The organism is Isoptericola halotolerans, from assembly GCF_013149785.1.
GTDB lineage: Bacteria > Actinomycetota > Actinomycetes > Actinomycetales > Cellulomonadaceae > Isoptericola > Isoptericola halotolerans.
In genome coordinates, this window is the sequence record NZ_JABEZU010000001.1 from 304,466 (window position 1) to 330,417 (window position 25,952).

Genomic DNA, 25,952 nt, shown 5'->3' on the forward strand with positions numbered 1-25,952 from the left:
TGACCACCGTGGTCAATGTCAGTCGTCGTACCGTCCTCACGTCGGCCCTGGCGGCCGGCGCGGGAGCGGTCCTCGCACCTCACGTGGCATCCGCGGCGCCCGCCGCCGCTGCCACCGCGCTCACCCTGACCGGGCACGACCCGGTCGACCTGCGCTGGCTCGAGGGCGGGACGCCCGGAGCGCTCGCCGCGGGCGCCACGTGGGGCGTGCCGTGGGCACGCGGTGCCCTCGCCCCCGACCAGTCGTTCGCGCTCACCACCGCCTCCGGCGAGCCCGCCCCCGTGCAGTCCTGGCCCACGGGCTGGTGGCCGGACGGCTCGGTGAAGTGGACGGCCCACGCCGTCAGCGAGGCAGCCCCGCGCGCGGAGACCTACCGGTTGGCGCCGGGCCGCCCGGCGTCCCCCGCGACCGCCGTCACGGTGCGGGAGCGCGGCAACCAGGTGGTGGTGGACACCGGCGCGATCCAGGTCACGTTCGCGCGCAACGGCAAGAAGATCGTCAAGTCCATCCGTCGCGGGGACGACGTCGTGGCCGCGGCCGGCCGGCTCGTCGTGTCCCGGCAGGACAAGGCCGACACCGACGACCCGCAGAACCTGCGGTACGAGTCGTTCGACGGCACGGTCGAGGACGTCACCGTGGAGCAGTCCGGGCCCGTGCGGGCCGTGATCAAGGTCGAGGGCAAGCACGCCAAGGGCGCCCGCGAGTGGCTGCCGTTCGTGCTGCGCTTCTCCCTGTACGCCGGGTCGGACGGCGTCCGGCTCGTGCACACGTTCATGTTCGACGGCGACGAGGACAAGGACTTCATCCGGGCCATCGGCGTGAAGTTCTCCGTGCCGATGCGGGGCGAGCTCTACGACCGCCACGTGCGTCTCGCCGGCGCGGACGGCGGGGTGCTCGCCGAAGCCGTCAAGGGCATCACCGGTCTGCGCAGGGACCCGGGCCAGGCCGTCCGCACCGCCCAGGTCGAGGGTCGGGCGCTGCCGGACCCGGCCACCTGGGACACCCGGGTGACGGACCGGCTGCACTGGATCCCCGACTGGGGCGACTACAGCCTGAGCCAGCTCACGGCGCACGGGTTCGAGATCCGCAAGCGCACCGGCACGGGGCACTCGTGGATCCGTGTCGACGCCGGGGAGCGGGCGGCCGGCCTGGCCTACGTCGGCACGCCGTCCGGCGGGCTCGCCTTCGGCATGCGCAACTTCTGGCAGCTGCACCCCACCGAGCTCGAGATCTCCGGTGCGGCGGGCGACGAGGCGGAGGCGACCGTGTGGATGTGGTCGCCGCGTGCCGAGGCCATGGACGTGCGGTTCTACCACGACGGCATGGGGCAGGACACGTATGCCGAACAGCTCGACGCGCTCGAGGTCACCTACGAGGACTACGAGCCCGGGTTCGGCACCCCGTACGGCGTGGCCCGGACCACCGAGCTCATGTTCTGGGCGCTCGACGCGACACCCACCGCGCAGCGCTTCGCCGAGCTGGCCGAGGCCAACAGCGCCCCGCCGCTGCTGATGTCCGGCCCGGAGCACATGAGCTCCGCCGGAGTCTTCGGCTCCTGGTCCCCGGTCGACAGGTCGACGCCGGCGAAGGCGCAGCTCGAGGACAGGCTGGACGCGATCCACGGATACCACGTGGCGCAGCAGGAGCAGCGGTCCTGGTACGGCTTCTGGGACTACGGCGACGTCATGCACTCCTACGACGGTGACCGGCACCAGTGGCGGTACGACGTCGGCGGGTACGCGTGGGACAACTCCGAGCTGTCCACGGACATGTGGCTCTGGTACCACTTCTTGCGCACGGGCGACGCGACGGCCTTCCGGTTCGCCGAGGCGATGACCCGGCACACCGGGGAGGTGGACGTGTACCACCTCGGACGCTGGAAGGGGCTGGGGACGCGGCACAACGTCCTGCACTGGGGCGACAGCGCCAAGCAGGTGCGCATCAGCAACGCGAACTACCGCCGGTTCTACTACTTCCTCACCGCCGACGAGCGGGTGGGCGACCTGCTGCACGAGCTCGTCGACTCCGACCGCACCTACCTGGTGCTCAACGCCACCCGGAAGATCGACGGCTCGACGGGCGAGTACGACCCGGACCCGTCAGCGCTGCCGTTCGGCAAGACGACGGACTGGGGTGCGGTCGCCGGTGCCTGGCTCACCGAGTGGGAACGGGGCGGCGACCCGAAGGCACGGGAGCGGCTGCTCGCCTCCGCGCGATCGATCGCCGCGCTGCCCAACGGCTGGGCGCAGGGCGAGACCACCTACGACCTCGAGACGGCGGAGTTCAGCTCGGGGGCAGAACCGTCGGTCTCCGTCGGGTCCCTCGGTGGTGTCTTCGGACTCATCGAGGTCATGACCGAGCTCCTCGACCTGGTCGAGGAGCCCGAGGTCGAGGCCAGGTGGGTGGAGTTCTGCCGTCTCTACAACGCCACCCGGGACGAGCAGGCCGAGGTCACGGGTGAGCACTGGGGCAACCTGAACCTCCGGCAGTCGTACTCCCGCGCCACCGCGTACGCCGCGGTCCGGCTCGAGGACCACGCGCTGGCAGCGCGGGCGTGGCAGGAGCTGCGCACCGGACACGCGGGCTACCCGGACGACCACGACTGGGGCACCCGACGTATCGAGCCGCCCGCTGTGCTGCGCCCGGTGGACGAGGCGAGCTTCTCGACCAACGCCAGCGCGATGTACGGCCTGGCCACGATCCAGTGCCTGGCGCTCGTGGGTGACCGGCTCTGAGCCGCACGGCCGGGGCGGACGACGTCACACCGGCGGCGTTCGGTCCGGCGGGTGCCCGCCTCTAGGCTGGAGCGGTGACGTCCACCGCCCCTTCCGCTCCCGCGAGCCGCGCCACGGAGCCACCGCGCCCCTGGTGGGTCGTCGCCGCCGGGCCGGGCGCCGTCGTCGCCGCGATCCTGGCGTTGCTCGCCGCCGGGACGTACTCGGGCGCCTTCGAGGCGCTGGGGACGTTCTCCGACCCGGGCGCCGTCGCGCGCTGGGGGACGCCGCTGGCGACGGTCGTGGCGGAGCTCGGGGTGTCGGTGACGCTCGGTGCGCTGTTCGCCGCCGCCTGCCTGGTGCCGCCCGGCCGGGCGCAGGCACGTCTGCTCGCCGTCGCGGGCTGGGCCGCCGCGGTGTGGGCCGTCGCCGCGGTGGTCGAGCTCGTGCTGCAGTACGCGGTCGTCTCGGCGCTCTCGCCCACGGCGGGCAACTTCGGGGCCGGGCTGGCCCAGTTCGTCGCCGACGTCGAGCTCGGCCGGATCATGGCCGGCATCGTGGCCCTGGCCGCGCTGACCTCCGGGGTCGCGCTGGCCGTCCGCGGACCGGTGGGCGCGCTGTGGACGGCACTGCTGCCCGTCGCGGCCCTGAGCATGCAGTCCACGACCGGGCACGCCGCCGGCGCCGCCGACCACTACCTGGCGATCGGTGCGATGTGGCTGCACCTGATGGGTGCGGCCCTGTGGGTCGGGGGACTCGCGGCGCTGGTCGTGCTGATCCTCCTGCGCCGGGACGACGTCACCGCCGTCGCCGTGACACGGTACTCGCCGGTCGCGGCCTGGTGCCTCGTCGCGGTGGCGGTCTCCGGGATCGTCAACTCCTGGATCCGGATGGAGGGCCTCGACGACCTGGCCACCCGGTACGGGGTGCTGCTGCTCGCCAAGGCGGCGCTCACGGTGGTGCTCGGGGTGCTCGGGCTGGCGCACCGACGCCTGGTCGTCGGCCGACTGGCGGCGGGCCCGGACCACGCCGGGACCCACCGTCGCCTGTTCTGGCGGTTCCTCGCCGTCGAGCTGCTCGTCATCGGCGCTGTGTCCGGTGTGGCGGTGGCCCTCGGCTCCACCGCACCCCCCGTGCCGGACGAGGTCCCGGTGGACGCCTCGCCCGCCTACCAGCTCACGGGCTACCCGCTGCCCCCGGAGCCGACGGCGGCGCGCTGGTTCACCGAGTGGGCGCTCGAACCGATCCTCGCCTTCGCCTGCGTCGCCGGAGTCGTGGTGTACCTGCGCTGGGTGCTGCGGCTCCGGCGTCGAGGCGACCGGTGGCCCCTGGCCCGGACGGCGTCGTGGTGCGCCGGCATGCTGGTGATGGTCTGGACCACCAACGGTGCGCCGACGGTCTACGGTCACGTGACCTTCAGCGGGCACATGGTCCAGCACATGACCCTGGCGATGCTGGTGCCGCTGCTGCTCGTGCTCGCCGCCCCCGTCACGCTGTTGCTGCGCGCGGTCCCGACGCGCAAGGACGGCTCGCGGGGCCCGCGCGAGTGGGTGCTCGCGCTGGTGCACTCGCGGTGGGGGGAGTTCCTCGCCCGACCGGTGGTGGCCGCCGTGCTGTTCGCGGGCGGCATGACGGTCTTCTACTTCACGCCGGTGTTCGAGTTCGCCCTGACGAACCACGTGGGGCACCTGTGGATGATCGTGCACTTCACGCTCGTGGGCTACCTGTTCGCGAACGCGCTGGTCGGCATCGACCCCGGTCCGCAGCGCCCGAGCTTCCCGATGCGGCTGGTCCTGCTGTTCGCCACGATGGTGTTCCACGCGTTCTTCGGGGTGGTGCTCACCACCGGCACGTCGCTGCTCGTGGCGGACTGGTACGGGAACATGGGGCGCGACTGGGGCCTGAGCGCGATCGAGGACCAGCAGCGCGGCGGCGGCATCGCCTGGGGGATCGGCGAGCTGCCCACCCTGGCGCTGGCGATCATCGTCGCCGTCCAGTGGACCCGGTCCGACGAGCGGGAGGCGCGCAGGAAGGACCGTCAGGCGGACCGCGACGGTGACGCGGAGCTGACCGCGTACAACGACATGCTGGCCAGGATGTCGGAGCGCGACGGACCTGTCGGCCGCTGACGCGAGCCTCAGAACAACGAGTCGACGACCCGGGGAGCCAGGCCGAGCGCCGTCGTCGTCGCCAGGCCGTCCGCGATCGTGACGGCGCGGACCCCGGGCAGCGGCTCCGTCACCACGAAGGGGTCGCCGGAGCCGGGGCCGGGGGCACGGACGACCTCGGTCACCGACCAGCGGCTGCGCACGACGGGCCGGTCGCTCCCCAGCAGGGCCGCCGTCTCGCGCAGCAGCAGCTCGTCCACGTCCTCCGACCGACCCGTGACGTCGGCGGGGGCACGTCCGTCGCCGACGACGACGGACCCGTCGGGCTGGGCGGTCAGCGTCAGGTGCACCTCGGCGGCGAGCAGGTCGGGGTGCCGGGCACGCAGGCGCTCGCGGACCTCGCCCAGTGCGCGGCTGTGCAGGTAGGCGCTGTCCCGCAGGAGTGTGCTGGCACCGACCAGCACGGGACCGGCCGCCAGCCGTTCGGCGGCGGGGACGCCGTCGGGCAGCGGTGAGGCGATCCGCAGCATCTGGCGCCGGACCGGCAGCAGGCCGTCACCGAGCTCCCCGAAGAGCTGGCCGACGTCGTGCCCCACCGCGACCACCACGCGCTTGGCGACGACCTCCCCCCGTGAGGTGCGCACCAGGGTGCAGCCGCTGCCGGCGTCGAAGGTCTGGGCAGCGGTGGACCAGGCGACGTGCACCTGCGGGCGTCCTGAGAGCCAGTCGGCGATGATCCCGAGCGCGGAGGCGGGTTCGATACGCAGGTCCAGCGGGAGGAACGCCCCGCCGGCGGAGTCCTGGACGGGCGTACGGTCCGCGACCTGCGGCCCGGTCAGGAGGGTGGCGTCCCCGGCGCGCGCCGCGACGAGGTCGTCGAGGACGGCGAGCTCGTCGCGGTGCCGGGCGACGACGACGGCGCCGCACTCCCGCACGCCGAAGCCGGCTTCCCGGCCGGCCTTGAGCCATCGCTCACGGGAGGCCAGGGCACAGGCGAGCGCGGTCGAGTCCTGGGTGGTGATCGCCAGGTGGCCTCCGCGACGGGCGGTGTTGCCCACCGGTCGCTGGGCGGCGTCGACCACGAGCACCGAGAGGCCGCGGGCGTGCGCCTCGACGGCGTGCGCCAGACCGACCGCACCGGCGCCGACGACCGCGAGGTCGACCTTGGTGGGGAGCGGAGGCAGGGCGCTGTCGGGGTTCACGTCCAGAATCTGCCTGAGCACAGGGCCTGCGTTCAAGGCAGCAGCGGCCTGTGGACAAGGTGTTCGACCAGTGTTCACCTGCGGTTCCGCCGGGCGTTCCCCGAGCGTCGCGGTGCCCCGTCGCGAGGATTTCCGTGAGGTGGTGGCGGCGGCTTGTGATAGACCCGGGTAGGTGACCCAGGACACCACGGCAGACACCTCCACCCGACCGCCCACCCCGTTCCACGACCTCGACGCCTTTCTCGAGGTCGGCCGCCTGAGCGGGCTGGTCCTCAGCGGTGACGGCACCCGTCTCGTGACGGCCGCCCAGTCCCTCGGCCCGGAGCGCACGGGCTACGTCTCGGCGCTGTGGGAGGTCGATCCCACCGGGGAGCAGCCGGCACGGCGCCTGACCCGCAGCGCCAAGGGCGAGTCGTCGCCCGCGTTCTCCGCGGGTGGCGACCTGCTGTTCACCTCGGCCCGGCCGGACCCCGAGGGCAAGCCTGACGACGATGCTCGCGCCGCCCTGTGGTGCCTGCCGTCCGGCGGTGAGGCGCGCGTGGTCGCGACGGCGCCCGGCGGGATCGGTGGCCTGCTGACGGCGAGCGACGCCGACGTCGTGTCGGTGACCGCGCCGGTGCTGCCCTCGGCGGCGGACCTGGCCGAGGACGGCGAGCTGCGCACGGCGCGCAAGGACCTCTCGGTCGACGCGATCTGGCACACGGGGTACCCCGTGCGGCACTGGGACCACGACCTGGGGCCCGACGCCGACCGTCGCTTCGCGACCTCCGTCGCTGCGGCCGAGGGTGGGCACGCCGAGCTCCGTCAGCTCACCGGGGCGGGTCGCCAGCTCGACGAGGCCGGTGCCGCGCTGTCCCCGGACGGCGCGACGCTCGTCACGGTCTGGACCGTGGACGACCCCGGTGCGGCACGGCGAGGGACGCTGGTCGCGATCGACACGAGGACGGGGGAGCGGCGCACGCTCGTCGACGACCCGGACGCGGAGGTCGCCTCGCCCGTCGTCTCGCCGGACGGCCGGTGGGTCGCCTACGTCACGGAGACGGTCACGTCGCCGACCGATCCGCCGGTGGTGCGGGCGGCCGTCGTGGCGCTCGACGGCACCGGCGAGCCCGAGGTGCTGGCGGACGACTGGGACCGTTGGCCCACCTCGCTGACGTGGCTGCCCGGCTCCTCGGGCCTCCTGATCACCGCGGACGACGACGGTCGCGGCCCGGTCTTCCTGCTCACCTTCGACGCAGGGCCCGGCACGGGCCCGGTCACCGTGGAGCAGGTGACGGCCGACGCCGCGACGTTCACGGACGTCTGCGTCGCCCCCGACGGCTCCGCGGCCTACGCGCTGCGCACCTCCTACGCGGCGCCGTCGGAACCGGTCCGGGTCGATCTCGCCGCGTTCGTCGCGTCGGGCCCCGCGGGGGAGCGTGAGCCGGTGCCCGCCGTCGTGCTCCCGTCGCCGGTGGTGGCCCCCGAGCTGCCGGGTGTGCTGACCGAGGTGGAGACGACGGCGCCCGACGGTGCGCGGGTGCGGGCGTGGCTGGCCCTGCCGGCCGGGGCGTCGGCGTCGGACCCCGCTCCCTTGCTGCTGTGGATCCACGGCGGCCCGCTGGGCTCCTGGAACGCGTGGTCATGGCGCTGGAACCCGTGGATCATGGTGGCCCGCGGGTACGCGGTGCTCCTGCCCGACCCGGCGCTGTCCACCGGGTACGGCCAGGAGTTCGTGCGGCGTGGCTGGGGTGCGTGGGGCGACAAGCCCTTCACCGACCTGCTGGCGATCACCGACGCCGCCGAGTCGCGCGACGACGTCGACGAGACGCGCACGGCCGCGATGGGAGGGTCGTTCGGCGGCTACATGGCCAACTGGGTGGCCGGTCACACCGACCGGTTCCGCGCGGTCGTCACGCACGCCTCGTTGTGGGCCCTGGACCAGTTCGGCCCGACGACGGACCACGCGTACTACTGGGCGCGCGAGATGACGCCGGAGATGGCCCGCGAGCACAGCCCGCACCGGTACGTCGGGCAGATCCGCACGCCGATGCTCGTGATCCACGGGGACAAGGACTACCGGGTGCCGATCGGGGAGGGGCTGCGGCTGTGGCGCGAGCTGCTCGCCGACTCGGGGCTGCCCGCGGCCGACGACGGCTCGACGGTGCACCGGCTCCTCTATTTCCCGACGGAGAACCACTGGGTGCTCTCCCCGCAGCACGCCAAGGTCTGGTACGCCGGTGTGCTGGCGTTCCTGGCCGAGCACGTCCTCGACGTGCCGGAGGGCGAGGGGGACCGGGTGCTGCCGACCACGCTCGGCTGACCAGGATCCACCCTGGGGTGGATGGTGGCACCTCGCGTGCGGGCTAGCTTCAGCGCATGACGAGAATCGCAGAGCCGCCGGTGGAGCCGGTCGGTCTGGTGGAACCGGTCGAGGTGGGGGACGAGGACCGGTCGGCGGGGCGCAGCGGTCGGCCTCGGCTGGTCGGCATCGACCTCGCCCGGGGCCTGGCGATCATCGGGATGTTCGGGGCGCACACGCTGGTCACGGTGGAGCTGGGGTGGCAGCCCTCGACGTGGGCGGGGGTGGTGCACGGGCGGTCCTCGATCCTCTTCGCCACGTTGGCGGGCGTCTCGCTCGCGCTGATGTCCGGGGGTCGCCGCGCGGTGGGCGGAGCGGCGTTGCGCGACGCGCGCACCCGGGTGCTCGTGCGCGCCGCGCTGCTCTACGCGCTCGGCGCGTTCCTCGCGCTGTTCGGCACGGTCGCGGTCATCCTCGAGGTGTACGCCGTGCTGCTGGTGGTCGCGCTGCCGTTCTTGCGGTGGTCTGCTCGACGGCTGCTCGTCCTCGCGGGGGTGCTCGCGGTCGTCGGCCCTCTGGCGCGGTCGCTGGTGGTGCTGCTCGTCGAGTCGCAGGGCGTCTATCCGACCGGCTTCCTGGAGATCGTGCTCACCGGGACCTATCCGGGTCTCGTCTGGATCGCCTTCGTGCTGCTGGGCCTGGGGGTCGGTCGCCTGGACCTGACGAGCCGTCTGGTCCGGGTGCGGGTCGTCGTGGCGGGCCTGCTCCTCGCGGTCGTCGGCTATGCAGGAGGGGCGGTCTCGGCGCAGGCGACCGGGCTCGACGGCGACCAGGGGTACTCGGGCTCGGACTCGTGGTCGTCGGGCTCGGACTCGTGGTCCGGGTCGAGCTCCGTGGACGCGGTCGCGGAGGGGGTGCCGGGGGACACCGTGGACCTGTCCGACAGCATCTGCTACCCGGAGGGCGGCGGGTACGTGTACTGCGAGCCGTCGTCGTGGTCGGAAGGGGCCGACGACGAGTGGTCGGAGGACGAGTGGTCCGAGGGGGAGGGCGAGCCCGCTCTCGTCAGAGGTCTGGCGATGCTGGTGGGCGCTGCGCCGCACTCGGGCACGCCGTTCGAGGTGGCCGGGTCCGGGGGTGTCGCGCTGCTGGTGATCGGCCTGTGCCTGCTGGCGCCGCGGCCGGTCCGTCGGGTGCTGTCCCCGGTCGCGGCCGCGGGCACGCTCGCCCTGACGTTGTACACCGCGCACATCGTGGCGCTGAGCCTCGGTGGCGCGTGGGTGTACGAGCGCCCGGCGGTGTTCTTCGGGCTGCTGGTCCTCGGGGCGCTGGTTCTCGCCGTGGTGTGGCGGCGCTGGTTCGGTCAGGGGCCGTTGGAGCGTCTGGTGTCCAGCGTCTCGCGCCGTGCTGCTGCGCCGCCTGCACCGAGTGCTCATATGCGCGACGACTGACGCTCATCTGTTACGTTGGTCTTCCCAGGACCCGACGGAGCAAGGACGCACCATGACCGCACTCACCGACGAGACCGTGGACGACCTGCGGGGCGCCGACCGCGGGACGGAGCCGCTCGCCCTGCCGTCGTACGACCGGTCGGCCCTGCGGGCCGGCATCGTCCACCTCGGGGTGGGCGGGTTCCACCGCGCACACCAGGCGATGTACCTCGACCGTCTGATGGAGCAGGGCAAGGCGCTCGACTGGGCCGTCTGCGGTGTCGGCGTGCTGCCGCAGGACGCGCGCATGCGCGACGCGCTGATGACCCAGGACGGTCTGTACACCCTGGTGCTGAAGCATCCCGACGGGACCCTCGAGGGCAGGGTGGTCGGGTCGATCGTCGACTTCCTCCTTGCGCCGGACGACCCGGAGGCGGTGATCGAGAAGATGGCCTCGCCCGAGATCCGCATCGTCTCGCTGACCGTCACCGAGGGCGGGTACAACGTGCACCCGGTGACCGGTGAGTTCGACGAGACCGACCCGGCGGTGCAGGCGGACCTGGCGCCCGGCGCGGTGCCGGCCACCTCCTTCGGCCTCGTGACCGAGGCGCTGCGCCGCCGTCGGGACCGGGGGGTCGCGCCGTTCACGGTGATGAGCTGCGACAACATCCAGGGCAACGGCGAGGTCGCGCACCGCATGTTCGGCGCGTTCGCGCGGCTCAAGGACCCGGAGCTGGGTGCATGGATCGAGCAGAACGTGCCGTTCCCGAGCTCGATGGTCGACCGGATCACGCCGGTCACCACGGACGAGGACCGGGCCATGGTCGCCGAGCGCTTCGGGGTCGCCGACGCCTGGCCCGTGGTCGCCGAACCCTTCACCCAGTGGGTGCTCGAGGACCGGTTCGCCGACGGGCGCCCGCCCTGGCAGGACGTCGGCGTCCAGATGGTCGACGACGTCGAGCCCTACGAGCTCATGAAGCTGCGGCTGCTCAACGCGAGCCATCAGTCGCTGTGCTACCTCGGCTACCTCACCGGCTACCGGTACGCCCACGAGGTCTGCGCCGACGAGACGTTCGTGCGGTTCCTGCTCGACTACATGGAGCGCGAGGCGACACCCACGCTGCAGGCCGTCCCCGGGATCGATCTCGACGACTACCGGCGCACGCTCATCGAACGGTTCGCGAACCCCGCCGTGCGGGACACCCTCGCGCGGCTGTGCGCCGAGTCGTCCGACCGGATCCCGAAGTGGCTGCTGCCCGTGGTGCGCGAGAACCTGGCCGACGGCGGAGAGGTCCACCGGGCGGCCGCCGTCGTCGCCGCGTGGGCGCGTTACGACGAGGGCGTCGACGAGCAGGGAGAGCCGATCGAGATCGTCGACCGGCTGGCCGACCGGCTGCGAGCTGCCGCCGCCCGGCAGGGCGAGGACCCGCTCGCGTTCCTGCGCGACCGGGAGCTGTTCGGCGACCTCGTCGACGACCAGCGGTTCACGGCCGCCTACCTCGCGGCGCTGGAGTCGCTGCACCAGGTCGGTGCCCGGGCGACGGTCGAGCGTCTGGTGGGCTGAGTCAGGGACCCCCTGGGCTCGCGTACCGCTCGGCGAGCGTGGCGAAGGCGGAGACGAGCTCGGGAGGGCCGACGGCCTCCATCGGTACGTCGAACCTCCCGAACGAGGCGGCGAGCGCTCCCCACGACCAGGCGCCCGCTTCGAGGCGGCAGGTGTGCTCGTCGACGGCGGTGACCGTCCCGTCGCCGGCGAAGGGGAGCACGTCGCGCGCGGGCAGGTGGAGGACGACGGTGCCGCGGCACGGCCACGCGTCGACGTCGGACCCCTTGAAGCGGGCGGAGACGAAGGCGTCGACGTCGCCACCGGGCACCGTGCGCGGGGCGAAGCGCGGGCCGTGGGGGAGGCGCGGACGCAGGCGGTCGACGCTGTAGAGACGCCAGTCGTCGTGGTCGAGATCCCACCCGACCAGGTACCACCGGCCGTGAGAGGTCACCAGGTGGTGCGGTTCGGCCCGGCGCGGCGCGAGCGCCTGCGGGTCGTCGCCGACGGCGGCGTGGCGGGCCGCGTAGTCGAAGCGGAGGGTCGCTCGGTCGCGGATCGTGCTCGCGAGCGTGACGAGGACGTCGAGCGGGACGGTGGGGGGCGCCGGGTCGCCGGCCCGACGGACGGCGGTGACCTCGAGCGCGTCCAGGCGGTGCCGGAGCCGTGCGGGCATGACCTGACGGATGGTGCCGAGGGCGCGGGCCGCGGCCTCCTCGACGTCCGCGCCGAGGGCCGGTGCCACCTGCAGGGCGACGGCCACGGCGACGGTCTGGTCGTCGTCGAAGAGGAGCGGTGGCAGCTCGCTGCCGACGTCGAGGCGGTATCCGCCGTCCGGGCCCATGGTGGCCCGGATGCTGTAGCCCATCTCTCGCAGGCGGTCGACGTCCCGGCGGACCGTGCGGTCGCTGACGTCCAGCCGGGATGCCAGGAGCGGCCCGGGCCAGTCCCGGCGGGTCTGCAGCAGCGACAGCAGCGTGAGCAGCCGCGATGTCGTCGTCATGTCCTCCACAGTAGATCCGGTCCAGGACAGAAGCTGACCTGGACAGGTGTGAGGGTGGAGGCACGGGCCCAGTCGGGCCGACCTCACCAAGGAGCAGAGATGACCATCCAGACGACCACCCACCTCAACTTCCGTGGCGACGCGCGCCAGGCGCTGGAGCTCTACCGATCCGTGTTCGGTGGGCACCTCGTCATCAACACCTACGCCGACGTCGGCATGCCGGCCGAGCTTCCCGGCGCGGACCGGGTCGTCTTCGGCCTCGTCGCCGCGGAGAACGGCTTCCGGGTGATGGGCTACGACGTCCCCGGCCGGGCCGAGGGCTCGATCGTCGGTGGTGGCTCGACCCGCCGTGAGAACGGCTCCACGGTGACCGACCAGGCGCTGTTCGTCTCGGTCGGCTCCGAGACCCTCGACGAGCTCCAGGGCTACTGGGACGCGCTGGCGGTCGACGCCGTCGTCGTCGAGCCGCTGGCCGCCTCGGCATGGAGCGCCGGGTTCGGCATGCTCACCGACCGTTTCGGTGTCACCTGGAGCTTCGGCGTCACCGCCGCCGAGGCGTGACGTCCCGCGCGAGGTGGAGGCCTGCTGCCGGGCGCGGTGGAGGTGTCAGGGATCGGTGACGACGTCTCCGGGCGGGGCGGCCAGCAGGTGCTCGAGCTCGACCGCGGCGGCGTCGTCCATGACGAGCACCGTGGCGATCCCGCCGAGGACGGCGGCGCGCAGCCCGGCGGCGGCCTCGGCCCCGTAACCGATGGCGATCACTTCCGGGGTACGGACGAGCTGGTCGAGCGTGACCCCGACGACGCGGGCGTCCAGGGGGGTGACCACGGCGCGCCCCCGGGCGTCGAAGAGCCGCCCGGAGCACTCGGCGACCGCGCCGTTCTCGGTCGCGGCGCGACGCTCGGGTTCGGTGACCTGGGGGTAGACGGTCGAGCCGGTGGCGTTCCAGGCGCCGATCGACACGACGGCGAGGTCGAGGGAGTCCGCGCGGTCGAGGGCGGCGGCGATCTCGGGCTGCTGCCGCATCCCCGCCGCGGTCGCCGGGTCACCGACGAGCAGCGGCGACCACACGGGCCAGGTGCGCACGCCGTCCATGCGGGAGAAGCGCTGGATGAGCTCGAGGGAGTTGCCGCTGCCGTGCACGGGCAGCGCGCCGACGAGCTGGACGACGTCGCACGGGGGCAGCGTCCCGAGGCTGCGGACGGCTGCCTCGATGGTGCGCGACCAGGAGACGCCGACGGTGGTGTCGGCCCGGGCCCGGGCGGCGATGACCCGGGCGAGCTCGCGGGCGAGCAGGTCGCGGGTCGAGTCGCGGTCCGAGCCGCCGGGGACGATCACGACCTCGCGGGCTCCCAGCCGCTCCGCGAGCACGCGAGCGCGGCCGGTGTCGAGGTGGGCCGGTGCGGCGATCTCGATCTTCACCACCCCGCTCTCACGGGCCTCCGCCAGCAGGCGGGCGACCTGGAACCGGGAGATCCCCCGGTGCTTGGCGATCTCGACCTTGGACCGGCCGTCGAGGTAGTAGTCCGTGCTCACGTCCACCAGGAGGCGGGTGTGCTCAGGGTCGGTCACGGGTCCTCGTCTCTTCCCGCGACGACGGCGTGGCGCGGGAGTTTGAGCGGATGGCCTTGCTCACGTGAGCATATCGAACTATGGTCGCTTCAGATGAGCAGCACAAGCGCTCTCAGATGAGCGAGAGAACGACGTGAGGACAACGATGTTCCATCCATCCGGCGTGCGACGCCGATCCCGACGTCCCGCTCCACGGCTCGTCGCCGGGGCCGCGGCCGCCGCCCTCGCCCTCGCGGGCTGCGCCGGTGCCGGTGCGGTGAGCGGGGACGGGGAGCAGATCGTCGTCGCCATCGTCTCGAACCCCCAGATGCAGGACGCGATCTCGTTGCAGGAGCACTTCCGCGCCGAGCACCCCGGCGTCGACGTCCGCTTCGTCAGCCTGCCGGAGAACGAGGCCCGGGCGAAGATCACCGCCTCCGTGGCCACCGGCGGCGGCGAGTTCGACGTCGTCATGATCTCCAACTACGAGACCCCCATGTGGGCGGAGAACGGGTGGATCGAGAACCTCCAGCCGTACGCCGACGCCACCGAGGGCTACGCGCCCGACGACTTCATCCCGAGCGTCCGCGAGGCGCTGTCGGTCGACGGTGACCTGTACTCGGTGCCCTTCTACGGGGAGTCGTCCTTCCTCGCCTACCGTCAGGACCTCTTCGACGAACGAGGTCTGGAGATGCCCGAGCGTCCCACCTGGGACGACGTCCGTGAGCTGGCCGCCGAGCTGCACGACCCCCAGCAGGACTTCTCGGGGGTGTGCCTGCGCGGCCTGGCCGGCTGGGGCGAGGTCATGGCCCCGATGGGGACGGTCATCAACACCTTCGGCGGGCGGTGGTTCGACGACGGGTGGAACGCGCGCCTCGACAGCCCGGAGGTGCGCGAGGCCGTGACCACCTATGTGGAGACGGTGCAGCAGTACGGCCAGCCCGGGGCGGCCACCTCCGGGTTCGGGGACTGCCTCACCCGGTTCGCCCAGGGCAACGCGGGGATGTGGTACGACGCGACCTCCATGGTCTCCAGCGTCGAGGACCCGGCGTCCTCGAACGTCGCCGGCGACGTCGGTTACGCCCCCGCACCGGTCAGCGAGACCCAGGCCGCCGGCTGGCTCTACTCCTGGTCGCTGGCGATCCCCTCGACGAGCGAGTCGAAGGACGCCGCCTGGGACTTCGTCTCCTGGATGACCGACCAGGACTACATCGAGCTCGTCGGCGAGGAGCTGGCCTGGGAGCGGGTCCCCCCGGGAAGCAGGCTGTCCACCTACGAGATCCCCGAGTACGCCGAGGTCTCGCAGGCCTACGCCGAGGCGACGCTGACGTCGATGGGCGAGGCGACCCAGGACAACACCATGACCGAGCCGGTGCCGTACCCCGGGATCCAGTTCGTGGGCATCCCGGAGTTCCAGGATCTTGGCACCCGGGTCGGCCAGCAGATGTCGGCGGCGATCGCCGGGCAGCAGACCGTCGACGAGGCGCTCGAGCAGGCGCAGGCCTTCGCCGAGACCGTCGCCGCGACCTACCGGGCCGAGGCCGACGCCGCGTCCACCACCGGAGGTTCCTGATGACCACGCTCACCACCCAGGCAGCGAGCGCGCGTCGCGCGCAGCAGCTGCGGGCCGCACGGGACAAGCACGAGCTGCCGCGCGCGGAGCGCTGGCGCCGCCGGGGCCCGCTGCTGCCGGCGCTCCTCTTCACCATCGTCGTCACGCAGATCCCGTTCCTGGTGACGATCTGGTACTCGCTGCACTCGCGCAACCTGCTGCGACCCGACTCCGACCTGTTCGTCGGCTTCGCCAACTACGGGGACATCGTCCGGGACTCGACGTTCCGCGGTGCCGCACTGAACTCGGTCGTCATCACCCTCGGGTGCGTGCTGGTCGCGATGGTCCTGGGCATCGTGCTCGCGCTGCTGCTCGACCGGCCGTTCCCTGGTCGGGGCGTGGCCCGCACGCTGCTCATCACACCGTTCCTCATCATGCCCGTCGCCAGCTCGGTGCTCTGGTCCATGGCGATGCTCAACCCGACCTACGGCCTGTTCAACTGGACGCTAGGCCTGGTGGGTATCGATCCCGTGGACTGGACGTCCACCTACCCGATCGTCGCGATCCTCATGGCGCTCGTGTGGCAGTGGACGCCGTTCATGATGCTGCTCGTCCTCGCCGGCCTGCAGGCGCAGCCCAAGGACGTCCTGGAGGCGGCGTCGGTCGACGGCGCCGGGCCGTGGCGCACGTTCACCTGGATCACCATGCCGCACCTGCGCCGCTACGTGGAGCTGGGCGTGCTGCTCGGGATCATCTACGTCGTCAACACCTTCGACCAGATCTACCTCATGACGGCCGGCGGTCCCGGCACGGCGAGCGCCAACCTGCCCTTCTACATCTATCAGCGAGCCTTCCTCGGGTTCGACATCGGGCAGGCCGCCGCGATGGGCGTGGTCGTCGTGATCGCCACGATCTTCGTCGCGATGGCCGCGTTGCGCCTCATCTTCCGCAGCTTCGACGTCAAGGAGCACTCATGACCACCACCGCACCGGCCACGACCTCGTCGCGGCCCGCCGCGCCCGGTGGTGCGCCGCGGTCGCGCCGCCGTTCCACGGGCACGCTCCTGACCGCCCTCACCTGGATCCTCGCCGTCGGGTTCTTCTTCCCGGTCGCCTGGATGGCGATGACGGCGTTCAAGCAGGAGAGCCAGGCGTCGTCGAACCCGCCCACCTTCTTCTTCGAGCCCACGCTCGACCAGTTCCGTGCGGTGATCGGCGAGTCCGGCACCTACGTGGCGAACTCGCTCATCGCGACCGGGTTCTCGACGGTGCTGGTGCTGCTCCTCGGGATCCCGGCGGCCTACGCCCTGTCGATCCGCCCGGTGGAGAAGGTCGGCGACGTGCTGTTCTTCTTCATCTCGACCAAGATGCTGCCGGTCGTGGCGGTGATCGTGCCGATCTACGTCATCGCGGGCCAGCTGAAGGTGCTCGACAACATCTGGACCCTCGTGGTGCTCTACACGGCGATGAACCTGCCGATCGCCGTGTGGATGATGCGCTCGTTCCTCCAGGAGGTGCCCGCCGAGGTCCTCGAGGCGGCGTCGGTGGACGGCGCCGGCCTGCTGCGGACCATGCGGTCCGTGCTGCTGCCGATGGTCGCACCGGGCATCGCCGCGACCGCGCTCATCTGTGTGATCTTCGCGTGGAACGAGTTCTTCTTCGCGCTCAACCTCACGGCGTCGCAGGCGGCGACGGTGCCGATCTTCATCGTCTCGACGATGACGAGCGAGGGGCTGTTCCTCGCCCGGCTCTGCGCCGCGGCCCTCCTGGCGTCGCTGCCGGTGATCCTCGCGGGATGGATCGCGCAGAAGCAGCTCGTGCGCGGTCTGTCGATGGGCGCCATCAAGTAGCGGGGCGGGGCTCCGGCGGGGCCAGCAGGAGGTCGACGAGGGCCTCGAGACGGCGGTCGGGCGGCGCCGCCCGGTCGCCGGACCGGTCGTCCAGCAGCGCGGCCCGGCTCGCGGCGTCCTCCGCGGACAGCAGGAGGTCGACGGCGGTCGGGGTGTCGATGACGAGCCGGAGCCCGAGGCTCGCGAGGATGCGGTCGAGCACGGCGCCGACCTCGGCGCGGATGCGCCGGTGCTCGGTCAGGTAGAGCGTGGCGACGTCGGGCTCGCGCAGTGCCAGGAGCTCGAACTCGGCGGCCACCAGGCACCACTGCCGGCGGGCGCCGCCGTCGGGCCGGACGGCCGACATCACGGTGCCCAGCGCCGCGCGGAAGCCCTCCGGGGTGGTGAGGCTGTCGGCGTCGATGGTCTCCACGACCTCTTCGAGCGTGCCGAGCTGGCGTTCCGCGTCGCGCTGCATGAGCGCGAGGAACAGCTCTTCCTTGGACGCGAAGTTGGAGTAGAACGCTCCACGGGTGAAGCCGGCGGCCTCGCAGACCGCCTCGATGGACGTCGCCTGCATCCCGACCTCGGCGAAGACGTCGAGGGCCGCGTCGAGCAGGCGTTCCCGGGTGCGCTCGCGGCGGGGGGAGCGCACGGCGGCGGCGTGCTCGGCGGTCGTCACGGCAGGGCTCCTCGGTCGGGTGGTGGACCGTGCTGGTCAAGACAGCACTGTATCGGATACATTCCTGTATCGGATACAGTGCCGTATCGAAGTGCTGCCTCGATCGTCCACCCGCCACACGCTGCCCGGGAGCCACCTGTGTCCTCCGTCCTGTACTCGCTCGGTCGCTGGGCCGTGGACGCACGCCGTCTCGTCGTCGCCGCCTGGGTCGGCCTGCTCGTCCTCACCGGCGCGGGCGGGGCCTTCGTGTTCCAGGGTTTCGACAACTCCATCACCATCCCCGGCACCGAGTCCCAGCAGGCGCTCGACCAGCTCTCGGCGACCTTCCCGGAGGTCAGCGGTGCCTCCGCCCAGGTGATCGTCGTCGCACCGGACGGGACCACGGTCGACGACGACGCCGTCCGCGGCCCGGTCGAGGACGCCGCGGACGAGATCGCCGACCTGGACGAGGTCGCCGCCGTCGCCACGCCCTACGACGAGCAGGGTGCCTCCCCGGTCAACGACGACGAGAGCGCCGCGATCCTCTCCGTCCAGCTCGACGGCGACGCCTTCGCGATCAACGACACCACGAAGGACGCCCTCGCGGACATCACCGACGAGCTCGCGCAGGCGCTCCCGGCCGGCTCCCAGGCCGTGCTCGGGGGCCAGCTGTTCGCCAACGAGCTGCCGCACCTGAGCATCGTCGAGGTGGTCGGCGTCGTCGTCGCCCTCATCGTCCTGCTGTTCACCCTCGGCTCGTTCGTCGCCGCGGGGCTGCCGCTCGTCAACGCCCTGCTGGGTGTGGGCGTGTCCATGCTGCTGCTGCTCGCCGCCACCGTCTTCGGACCGATCAACTCGACCACGCCGATGCTCGGGCTCATGCTCGGCCTCGCCGTCGGGATCGACTACGCGCTGTTCATCGTCTCGCGGCACCAGGAGCAGCTCCGTGACGGGGTCGAGGTGCGCGAGTCCGTCGCCCGCGCGACCGCCACGGCCGGGTCCGCCGTCGTCTTCGCCGGGCTGACCGTCATGATCGCGCTGGTCGGGCTCGGCGTCGCCGGCATCCCGTTCCTGAGCGTCATGGGTGTGGCTGCAGCGGCCGCCGTCGGGATCGCCGTCCTGGTCTCCCTCACCCTGCTGCCGGCCCTGCTCGCCATGGCCGGTGACCGGCTGCGCCCGCGCCCGCCGAGGCGGCGTGGTGCCCGTCGAGCGCAGCGCGACCGCACCCCCGTGCCCGACCCCACCCACCACAACCGCTTCTTCGCCGGCTGGGTGCGGGGGGTGACGAAGCGGCCGATCGTGACGATCCTGCTCGTCGTCGTCGCCCTCGGTGCGCTCACCCTGCCCGCCACGAACCTGCGCCTGGCGCTGCCCGACGCCGGCTACCTGCCGGAGGACACCTCGGCGCGCCAGACGTACGACCTGGTCAGCGAGAACTTCGGGGAGGGCTTCAACGGCCCGCTCATCGTCACGGGCTCGATCATCACCAGCACCGACCCGCTCGGGCTCATGGACGACCTCGCCGCCGAGATCGAGGACCTGCCCGGCGTCGCCGACGTCCCGCTGGCCACCCCCAACCCGACGGCGGACACCGGCATCATCCAGGTGGTGCCCGAGGGTGCGCCGGACTCCGAGGAGACCAAGGCGCTCGTCGCGGAGATCCGCGGGCTGCACGACCACTTCCTCGACGAGTACGGGGTCGACCTCGCCGTCACGGGCTTCACCGCCGTCGGCATCGACGTCTCCGACAAGCTCGGTGACGCGCTGGTGCCCTTCGGGCTCGTCGTGGTGGGGCTGTCGCTGCTGCTGCTGACGATGGTCTTCCGGTCGGTCTGGGTGCCGGTCAAGGCGACGCTCGGCTACCTGCTCAGCGTGGGTGCGGCCTTCGGCGCCGTGACGCTCGTCTTCGAGAACGGCCTGTTCGCCGACGCGATGAACGTGACCAAGCTCGGCCCGGTGATCAGCTTCATGCCGATCATCCTCATGGGCGTCCTCTTCGGGCTCGCCATGGACTACGAGGTGTTCCTCGTCTCGCGCATCCGCGAGGACTACGTGCACAACGGCGGCCGGGCACGCCAGGCGATCCTCACCGGCTTCCAGGGGTCGGCGAAGGTCGTCACCGCCGCCGCGATCATCATGTTCAGCGTCTTCGTGGCGTTCGTCCCCGAGGGGGACATGACGCTCAAACCCATCGCCCTCGGCCTTGCCGTCGGCGTGGCCGTGGATGCCTTCGTCGTGCGCATGGTCCTCGTGCCCGCCGTCCTGGCGCTGCTCGGCGACAAGGCGTGGTGGATGCCCCGCTGGCTCGACCGTGCCCTGCCGACGTTCGACGTCGAGGGCGAGGGCCTCGCGAAGGAGCTGCGTCTCACGTCGTGGCCGGGTGACCGCGCCGACGGCCGGGCCGACGCCGTCGCCGTCCGCGACCTCGAGGTCGCCGGCCCGCGCGGCCCCGGCCTGGGTGAGCCGCCGCTGGTCGGCCCGGTCAGCGTCCGCGTGCCCGACGGCGGCACGCTCGCCGTGCACGGCGACGTCGCCGCCCCGGTGAGCGCGTTCCTGCTGGCGGTCGCCGGGCGCCTCCACCCCGACGGCGGCGTCGCGAAGGTCGCTGGGCTCGTGCTGCCCGAGAGAGCGCCCGCCGTGCGCTCCCGCGTCGCCGTCGTGGACGGGGTGTCGGAGGGCGGCGACCCCGCGGACGCCGTCACCACGGCCGTGCGCGAGGGCGCGAGCGTCGTCGTCGTCGACCGCACCGACGTCGTCGCCGACCGCCCGGCCCGCGCGGCGCTCGCCACGGCGCTGGCCGAGGCGCACGCCGCGGGAGCGACGCTCCTGGTCGGGGCGACCGGGGTCGCCGCGACCGACCTGCTGCCACCCGGCGCGCCGGTGCTCGACGTCGGCGCCGGCTGGGGGGCGCACGCGACCCTGCACGGCGGTGACGTGCCGCCACCGGTGCCCGAGCACGACCTGACGGGCGACGCCCCACTCGTCACCGAGACCACCGAGACGTCCACCACCGAGGAGGTGCGGGCATGAACCGCGTCAGGCAGAACCCGTGGACGATCGCCCTCGTCGCCCTGCTTCCCGTGCTGGTGCTCGGCATCCTGCTGGCCGCGCTGTGGAACCCGATGGACCGCCTGGACACCGTCCCGGCCGCCATCGTCAACAACGACGAGCCGGTCGAGGTCGACGGGCAGACCGCGCCCCTCGGGCGCCAGCTCGCCGCCGGCCTGGTGGAGGGCGCGGAGGACTCCGACGTCAACTACGACTGGACCATCACGGACACCGAGCACGCGGCCGACGGGCTCGCCGACGGCACGTACGCGGCCGTCGTGACGATCCCCGAGAACTTCTCGGCCGCCGCGACGTCCTTCGGCTCCGAGGACGCCGCCGACGCCCGGCAGGCGACCATCGACATCGCCACGCCGCCCGGTGGCCGGGTGGTCGACGACGCGCTCGCGCGGATCGTCGCCACCACGGCGACCTCGGTGATGGGTGCGACCCTCACCGAGACCTACGTGGACAACGTGCTCATCGGCTTCAACGAGCTCTCCGACGGGATCGGCGAGGCGGCCGGTGGCGCCGGCGAGCTCGCCGACGGGGCCGGCGACGCGGCCGACGGCGCCGGAGAACTCTCCGACGGGGCGGGACAGCTCGCCGACGGCGCCACCCAGCTCGCGGGAGGTGCGACCGAGGCCTCCTCCGGTGCGTCGCAGCTGGCGGACGGGGCCACCCAGCTCGCCGGGGGAGCGCGAGAGGCCGCCGACGGGGCGGGACAGCTCGCCGACGGCGCCGGGCAGCTCGAGGAAGCCTCCCGGGCGATCACCGGAGGCATCGAGGAGAGCGCCGACGGCGCGGCGGACCTGGCCACGGGCGGCTACGAGCTGGCCGACGGCGCCGACGAGGTGGCCGCCGGCGTGCGCGAGCTCGCCGACCAGGCCGCCGTGATCGACGACGAGCTGCCCGCGACGGACGAGCTCCAGGCCGGTCTCGACGAGATCGGCGCCGAGCTGCCGACCGCGCTGGCGGACGTCGGTGAGGCGCTCGGCGCGGCCTGGATCATCCTCGGCTGCGACGTCGCCCCCGGCAGCGAGGACTGCGTGGGTCTCGCCGCGGTCCAGCAGACCCTGGGCTCCGTCGACGTCACGCAGGAGCTCGCCGAGGCCTCCGACGCGCTCGTCGGGGCCCGCGAGCAGCTCGGCACGCTCGCCGAGGGCACGTCCCAGCTCGCCGACGGCGCCGAGCAGGTCGCCAGCGGCACGCGCGGGATCGCCGACGGCAACGCCGAGCTCGGCGACGGGCTCTACGCCCTGGCCGAGGGCAACCGGCAGGTCGCCGACGGCGTCGGTGGGCTCGCCGACGGCGCATCGGAGCTGTCCGGCGGCGTCGCACAGCTCGGCACCGGCGCCGACGGGGTCGCGACCGGTGCGTCCGGCCTGGCCGACGGCGTGGGTCAGCTGGGGACGGGAGCGACCGAGCTCGCCACGGGCACCGGCGGACTGGCGGACGGCGCCGGGGAGCTCGCGGACGGCGTCGGCCAGCTGGCCGACGGCAGCGGTGACCTGGCCGACGGGCTCCAGGAGGCGGCGGACGGGATCCCGACCTACTCCGACGGGCAGCGGGAGAACCTCGCGACCGTCGTGTCGGACCCGGTCGGCGCCCCCGGGGTGGACGGCCTCTCGACCGGTGCGACCGGCCCGCTGTTCGCCGTCGTCGCCCTGTGGCTCGGCGCGCTCGGGCTGCTGACGATCTTCCCGCCGGTGGCGGCGCGAGCCCTCGGCTCGACCCGCTCCGCGCTGCGGCTGACGCTCGGGGCCTTGAGCCTGCCCGCCGGGGTCGGGGCGGGGACCGGTGCCGCGGTCGGGGCGATCCTCGCCGGCGTCGAAGGGCTGTCACTCCTGGGCTGGATCGGCACGATCGTCCTCGGCGCGCTCGTCTCGGTGAGCTTCGTGGCCGTCCACCTCGGCTTCATCGCCTGGCTGGGCAACGTGGGGCGGGGGATCAGCCTGCTCGTCGTGGTGCTGATGATCGGCACCGGCGTCGTGGCGACGGTCCCCGCCGTGTTCGTGTCCCTGGCGGACGCCCTGCCGACCGGGGCGGCGCGCGACGCGTTCGCCGCCGCCGTCGTCCCCGAGGTCGGCGGGCTCGCCGGCGCGGTGACCGTGGTGGTGCTCTGGGGCCTCGTGGGGCTGGGCCTGGGTCTGGGCGCGGCGGTCCGCGCCCGCCGGACCCGGGTCGCGGCGCTGCTGCGAGCCTGACCTCAGCAGTGCGCGCGCGGGTGCTCGGCCACGCGCCTGCGCGCGCTGCCCTGGTCGTCGGTGGCGTCGTGCCAGCGCGCCACCAGGGCGGCGTCGGCCTGCCAGCGGGCGCCCTTGTCGAGGTGCGCGACCTGGCGGTACGCCAGCAGCGCCGCGAGGTCGTGGGTCAGTGCCCAGTCGACCGCGGCGCGGACATCGTCGATCGTCGGATTCCTCATCACTGGTTGAGAGGGTCGGGACGGCGTTTCGTGACGCGGACCGGGTGAAATTTTTCGGACGAGCGCGTCGACCCGCCCGGCGTGCCGGACCGTTGCCGCCCGCACGGGTCCGTCAGACTCCCTGCATGGACCTGACGCACGCACGCGAGACGAAGGTGCAGCTCGCCGGCTACGCCCGTGACCTGGCGGCACGGTACGGGGGCGCCGTGGGGACGCGGTCCGTCGGCGAGCCCGCCGACGCCGTCCGGGCACCGACGCTCGCCATCGGCATCACCCGGGCCGACGGCGCCGGGGAGTACGAGATCGCGGTCCGCTACCGGCTCGGCGTCCCCGCTGCCCGCGCCGTCGTGCGCAAGGTGGTCGCCGAGGCGGGCCCGACGGCGGACGTGCGCCGCACGGGACGGATCCGGCGGCTGGGACCGGGACGCCGGGGGAGCGTGCGTGCCGACGCCCTCGAGCGTCAGCCGCCGGTCGCCACCGCGCTCGCCGTGGGGGAGACCGACCGGGTCCGACCGCTGCGCCCCGGGGTGTCGATCGCGCACGTCGACGTCACCGCGGGCACGCTCGGCGGGTTCGTCGTCGTCGACCCGAACGGCCCGGGCGCTCCGGACCGGCCCGACCTGCCCGGTGGGACGGACGCGCTGTACGCGCTGTCCAACCGGCACGTGCTCGACGGCGACCCCGGTGACGGCGTGCTGCAGCCGGGGCCCGCGGACGGCGGGAGCGACCCGGCGGACCGGGTCGGCACGATCGCGGCCGTCGCCCCGCTGGCGCGCGGCGAGCGGGCCGGCGTCGATGCGGCGATCGCGCTGCTCGACGACCCGCAGGTCGACCTCGACTACCCGGTCGGACGCCTCACCATGACGGCGGACGCCGTGCCGGGGGACGAGGTCGAGAAGATCGGCCGCACCACCGGGCACACCCACGGGCGCGTGTCCGCCATCGAGATGGACGACGTCCTGGTCGGTTACGGGCCCGAGCTCGGGGTGCTCGCCTTCGACGGGCAGATCGAGGTCGAGTCGACCGGGTCGGGGCCGTTCTCCCGCGGCGGGGACTCGGGGTCGCTCGTCTACCGGGCCGACGGCGTGGCGCTCGGGCTGCTCTTCGCCGGCTCGGAGACCGGTGGCGAGGGTGGGACCGGGCTGACCTACGTCAACCCGATCGACGTGGTGCTCGACGCGTTCGGCGTGCGGCTGCGGTGAGCCGCCGGGTGCCGTGCTCCCGTCTGTCCGGCACTTCGTGTTCTGTCCGGCAGTCCGGACTGCCGGACAGAACACGGACTGCCGGACAGATCAGGACCACCCGCAGTCGCGGCTCAGGCCCATCGGGGGACGGGGGAGCGTGCCTCGCCCAGCGGGACGAACACGCTGTACCGGTCACCCCGGTAGGTGAAGCGGGAGTGGATCAGCGGGGTGCGGTCGGCATAGGTGCGCCGCTCGATGCGCATCACCGCGTGCGTGGTCGTCATCGCCAGCAGCCGGCGCTCCGCGCCGGTCGCGTCCGCCGCGGTGATGGTCTCCTCCCCGCCGGTCGGCACGTGCCCGCGGTCCCGCAGCGCCTGGTCCAGCGACTCCGGCACACCGTCGTCGAGGAGGTCCGGCGCGGGGCCCGCCGGGATCCACGCGTCCTCCACGGCCCACGGCTCGCCGTCGGCGGTCCGCACGCGCAGCACCCGGTGGGCGGGGCCGCCGACGGGCAGGGCGAGCAGCTCCGCGACGGCGGCCGGGCACGGGGTGGTGCGCGCCTCCAGCACCTGGGACGCCGGGGTCATGCCGCGGCGGCGCACCTCCTCGCCGAAGGTCGTCAGCCGCATCTCGAAGTCGGCCCGCGGGGGTGCGACGAACGTGCCGCGGCCTTGGGCCCGCTCGAGGACGCCCTCGATGACGAGGGCGTCGATCGCCTGGCGGACGGTGGTCCGTGAGACGCCGAGCTCGCGGGTGAGGTCGCGCTCGGAGGGGACCGCGTCCCCCACGGTGAGGTCGCGCACCAGACCGGTCAGGTAGGTGCGGACGGCGGCGGACTTCTGGGTCACCGCCGCCTCATCGGTCGAGCTCGAGCAACGGGTCGCCCGCGGCGACCACCGTCCCGGGGGTCGCGGTCAGCCGGACGTCCTGCGGGGCGGCCTCCAGCAGCACCACGGGACACAGGGTCGACAGCCCGCCCTCGCGGACCGCAGCCGGGTCCCACACCACGAGCAGGTCGCCGGTGCGGACGGTGTCCCCCTCCGTCACGTGCAGAGCGAAGCCCTCGCCGGCGAGGCTCACGGTGTCGATGCCGAGGTGGACGAGGACCGCCGGGCCGTCCGGCACCTGCACGACGCAGGCGTGCGGGTGCACCTTGACGAGCCGGCCGTCGACCGGGGCCAGGACGGCGCCGTCGGTGGGTTCGACGGCGGTGCCCGGGCCGACCATCCCCTCGGCGAACACGGGGTCGGGCACGTCGGCGACGGGGACGACGGTCCCGCCGAAGGGCGAGCGGACGAGCAGTGACATCGGGCTCCTCGGGGTCGGGCCTACGGCGTGCCGTGTATTGACACAGGGTGCCGCATCGGTCACTGTGCGAGCCAATGGTCCCGTGAGCCCGTCGGACGACGGTGCCCGCGGGGGACG

19 protein-coding genes are annotated in these 25,952 nt (G+C 73.2%); 12 read left to right on the forward strand and 7 right to left on the reverse strand.

Features of this window, described 5'->3' with window-relative positions:
• Positions 1-8 precede the first annotated feature (8 nt).
• Positions 9-2,735, forward strand: a complete 2,727-nt coding sequence (locus HDG69_RS01520) for an exo-rhamnogalacturonan lyase family protein (RefSeq protein ID WP_171782019.1) — start codon at positions 9-11, stop codon at positions 2,733-2,735.
• A gap of 74 nt (positions 2,736-2,809) precedes the next feature.
• Complete coding sequence (locus HDG69_RS01525) at positions 2,810-4,843, forward strand: cytochrome c oxidase assembly protein (protein ID WP_171782020.1); 2,034 nt, start codon at positions 2,810-2,812, stop codon at positions 4,841-4,843.
• An 8-nt stretch (positions 4,844-4,851) separates the two neighbouring features.
• Here the strand turns inward: HDG69_RS01525 and HDG69_RS01530 are convergent, their stop codons facing one another.
• Positions 4,852-6,024: an FAD-dependent oxidoreductase gene (locus HDG69_RS01530; RefSeq protein ID WP_171782021.1), complete on the reverse strand. Its 1,173-nt coding sequence runs from the start codon at positions 6,022-6,024 to the stop codon at positions 4,852-4,854.
• 172 nt (positions 6,025-6,196) lie between these two features.
• On the opposite strand from HDG69_RS01530, the gene HDG69_RS01535 reads away from it, so the two are divergent.
• From HDG69_RS01535 to HDG69_RS01545, 3 genes are read left to right on the forward strand one after another with little or no spacing between them, the layout of a single operon-like run.
• The gene (locus tag HDG69_RS01535; RefSeq protein ID WP_171782022.1) at positions 6,197-8,326 is read left to right on the forward strand and encodes a prolyl oligopeptidase family serine peptidase; all 2,130 of its coding nucleotides are present in this window, start codon (positions 6,197-6,199) and stop codon (positions 8,324-8,326) included.
• A gap of 56 nt (positions 8,327-8,382) precedes the next feature.
• Positions 8,383-9,756, forward strand: a complete 1,374-nt coding sequence (locus HDG69_RS01540) for a heparan-alpha-glucosaminide N-acetyltransferase domain-containing protein (RefSeq protein ID WP_171782023.1) — start codon at positions 8,383-8,385, stop codon at positions 9,754-9,756.
• Between the two features lie 52 nt (positions 9,757-9,808).
• On the forward strand, positions 9,809-11,299 hold the full coding sequence (locus tag HDG69_RS01545) for a mannitol dehydrogenase family protein (protein ID WP_171782024.1): 1,491 nt from the start codon (positions 9,809-9,811) through the stop codon (positions 11,297-11,299).
• A 1-nt stretch (position 11,300) separates the two neighbouring features.
• On the opposite strand, the gene HDG69_RS01550 is transcribed toward HDG69_RS01545, so the two are convergent.
• A complete protein-coding gene (locus HDG69_RS01550; RefSeq protein ID WP_171782025.1) occupies positions 11,301-12,281 on the reverse strand; it encodes a helix-turn-helix transcriptional regulator in 981 nt (326 codons plus the stop codon).
• A gap of 99 nt (positions 12,282-12,380) precedes the next feature.
• Between HDG69_RS01550 and HDG69_RS01555 the strand changes: the two genes are divergently transcribed.
• Positions 12,381-12,842, forward strand: coding sequence for a VOC family protein (locus HDG69_RS01555; protein ID WP_171782026.1), 462 nt, complete (start codon positions 12,381-12,383; stop codon positions 12,840-12,842).
• Positions 12,843-12,887: 45 nt separating this feature from the next.
• Here the strand turns inward: HDG69_RS01555 and HDG69_RS01560 are convergent, their stop codons facing one another.
• Positions 12,888-13,853 (reverse strand): sugar-binding domain-containing protein, encoded by a 966-nt coding sequence (locus HDG69_RS01560; RefSeq protein WP_171782027.1) that lies wholly within the window; start codon positions 13,851-13,853, stop codon positions 12,888-12,890.
• Between the two features lie 163 nt (positions 13,854-14,016).
• On the opposite strand from HDG69_RS01560, the gene HDG69_RS01565 reads away from it, so the two are divergent.
• From HDG69_RS01565 to HDG69_RS01575, 3 genes are read left to right on the forward strand one after another with little or no spacing between them, the layout of a single operon-like run.
• Positions 14,017-15,405, forward strand: coding sequence for an ABC transporter substrate-binding protein (locus HDG69_RS01565; RefSeq protein ID WP_343036204.1), 1,389 nt, complete (start codon positions 14,017-14,019; stop codon positions 15,403-15,405).
• A complete protein-coding gene (locus tag HDG69_RS01570) occupies positions 15,405-16,361 on the forward strand; it encodes a carbohydrate ABC transporter permease (protein WP_171782029.1) in 957 nt (318 codons plus the stop codon). Before HDG69_RS01565 ends, HDG69_RS01570 begins: the two co-directional genes overlap by 1 nt.
• Positions 16,358-17,233 (forward strand): carbohydrate ABC transporter permease, encoded by an 876-nt coding sequence (locus tag HDG69_RS01575; RefSeq protein WP_171782030.1) that lies wholly within the window; start codon positions 16,358-16,360, stop codon positions 17,231-17,233. Before HDG69_RS01570 ends, HDG69_RS01575 begins: the two co-directional genes overlap by 4 nt.
• Here the strand turns inward: HDG69_RS01575 and HDG69_RS01580 are convergent.
• The gene (locus HDG69_RS01580) at positions 17,226-17,894 is read right to left on the reverse strand and encodes a TetR family transcriptional regulator (protein WP_171782031.1); all 669 of its coding nucleotides are present in this window, start codon (positions 17,892-17,894) and stop codon (positions 17,226-17,228) included. The two genes, HDG69_RS01575 and HDG69_RS01580, sit on opposite strands and share 8 nt — an antisense overlap.
• 138 nt (positions 17,895-18,032) lie before the next feature.
• On the opposite strand from HDG69_RS01580, the gene HDG69_RS01585 reads away from it, so the two are divergent.
• Positions 18,033-20,903: an efflux RND transporter permease subunit gene (locus tag HDG69_RS01585; RefSeq protein ID WP_171782032.1), complete on the forward strand. Its 2,871-nt coding sequence runs from the start codon at positions 18,033-18,035 to the stop codon at positions 20,901-20,903.
• A complete protein-coding gene (locus tag HDG69_RS01590; RefSeq protein ID WP_171782033.1) occupies positions 20,900-23,125 on the forward strand; it encodes a YhgE/Pip domain-containing protein in 2,226 nt (741 codons plus the stop codon). The genes HDG69_RS01585 and HDG69_RS01590 overlap by 4 nt, the downstream gene beginning before the upstream one ends.
• A gap of 2 nt (positions 23,126-23,127) precedes the next feature.
• Here HDG69_RS01590 and HDG69_RS01595 read toward each other — a convergent pair whose 3' ends face one another.
• The gene (locus HDG69_RS01595) at positions 23,128-23,343 is read right to left on the reverse strand and encodes a hypothetical protein (protein WP_171782034.1); all 216 of its coding nucleotides are present in this window, start codon (positions 23,341-23,343) and stop codon (positions 23,128-23,130) included.
• A gap of 125 nt (positions 23,344-23,468) precedes the next feature.
• On the opposite strand from HDG69_RS01595, the gene HDG69_RS01600 reads away from it, so the two are divergent.
• Positions 23,469-24,545, forward strand: coding sequence for a chymotrypsin family serine protease (locus HDG69_RS01600; protein ID WP_171782035.1), 1,077 nt, complete (start codon positions 23,469-23,471; stop codon positions 24,543-24,545).
• A 113-nt stretch (positions 24,546-24,658) separates the two neighbouring features.
• On the opposite strand, the gene HDG69_RS01605 is transcribed toward HDG69_RS01600, so the two are convergent.
• Complete coding sequence (locus tag HDG69_RS01605) at positions 24,659-25,375, reverse strand: UTRA domain-containing protein (protein ID WP_171782036.1); 717 nt, start codon at positions 25,373-25,375, stop codon at positions 24,659-24,661.
• Between the two features lie 7 nt (positions 25,376-25,382).
• Positions 25,383-25,835 (reverse strand): PTS sugar transporter subunit IIA, encoded by a 453-nt coding sequence (locus HDG69_RS01610; RefSeq protein ID WP_171782037.1) that lies wholly within the window; start codon positions 25,833-25,835, stop codon positions 25,383-25,385.
• Between the last annotated feature and the right edge of the window lie 117 nt (positions 25,836-25,952).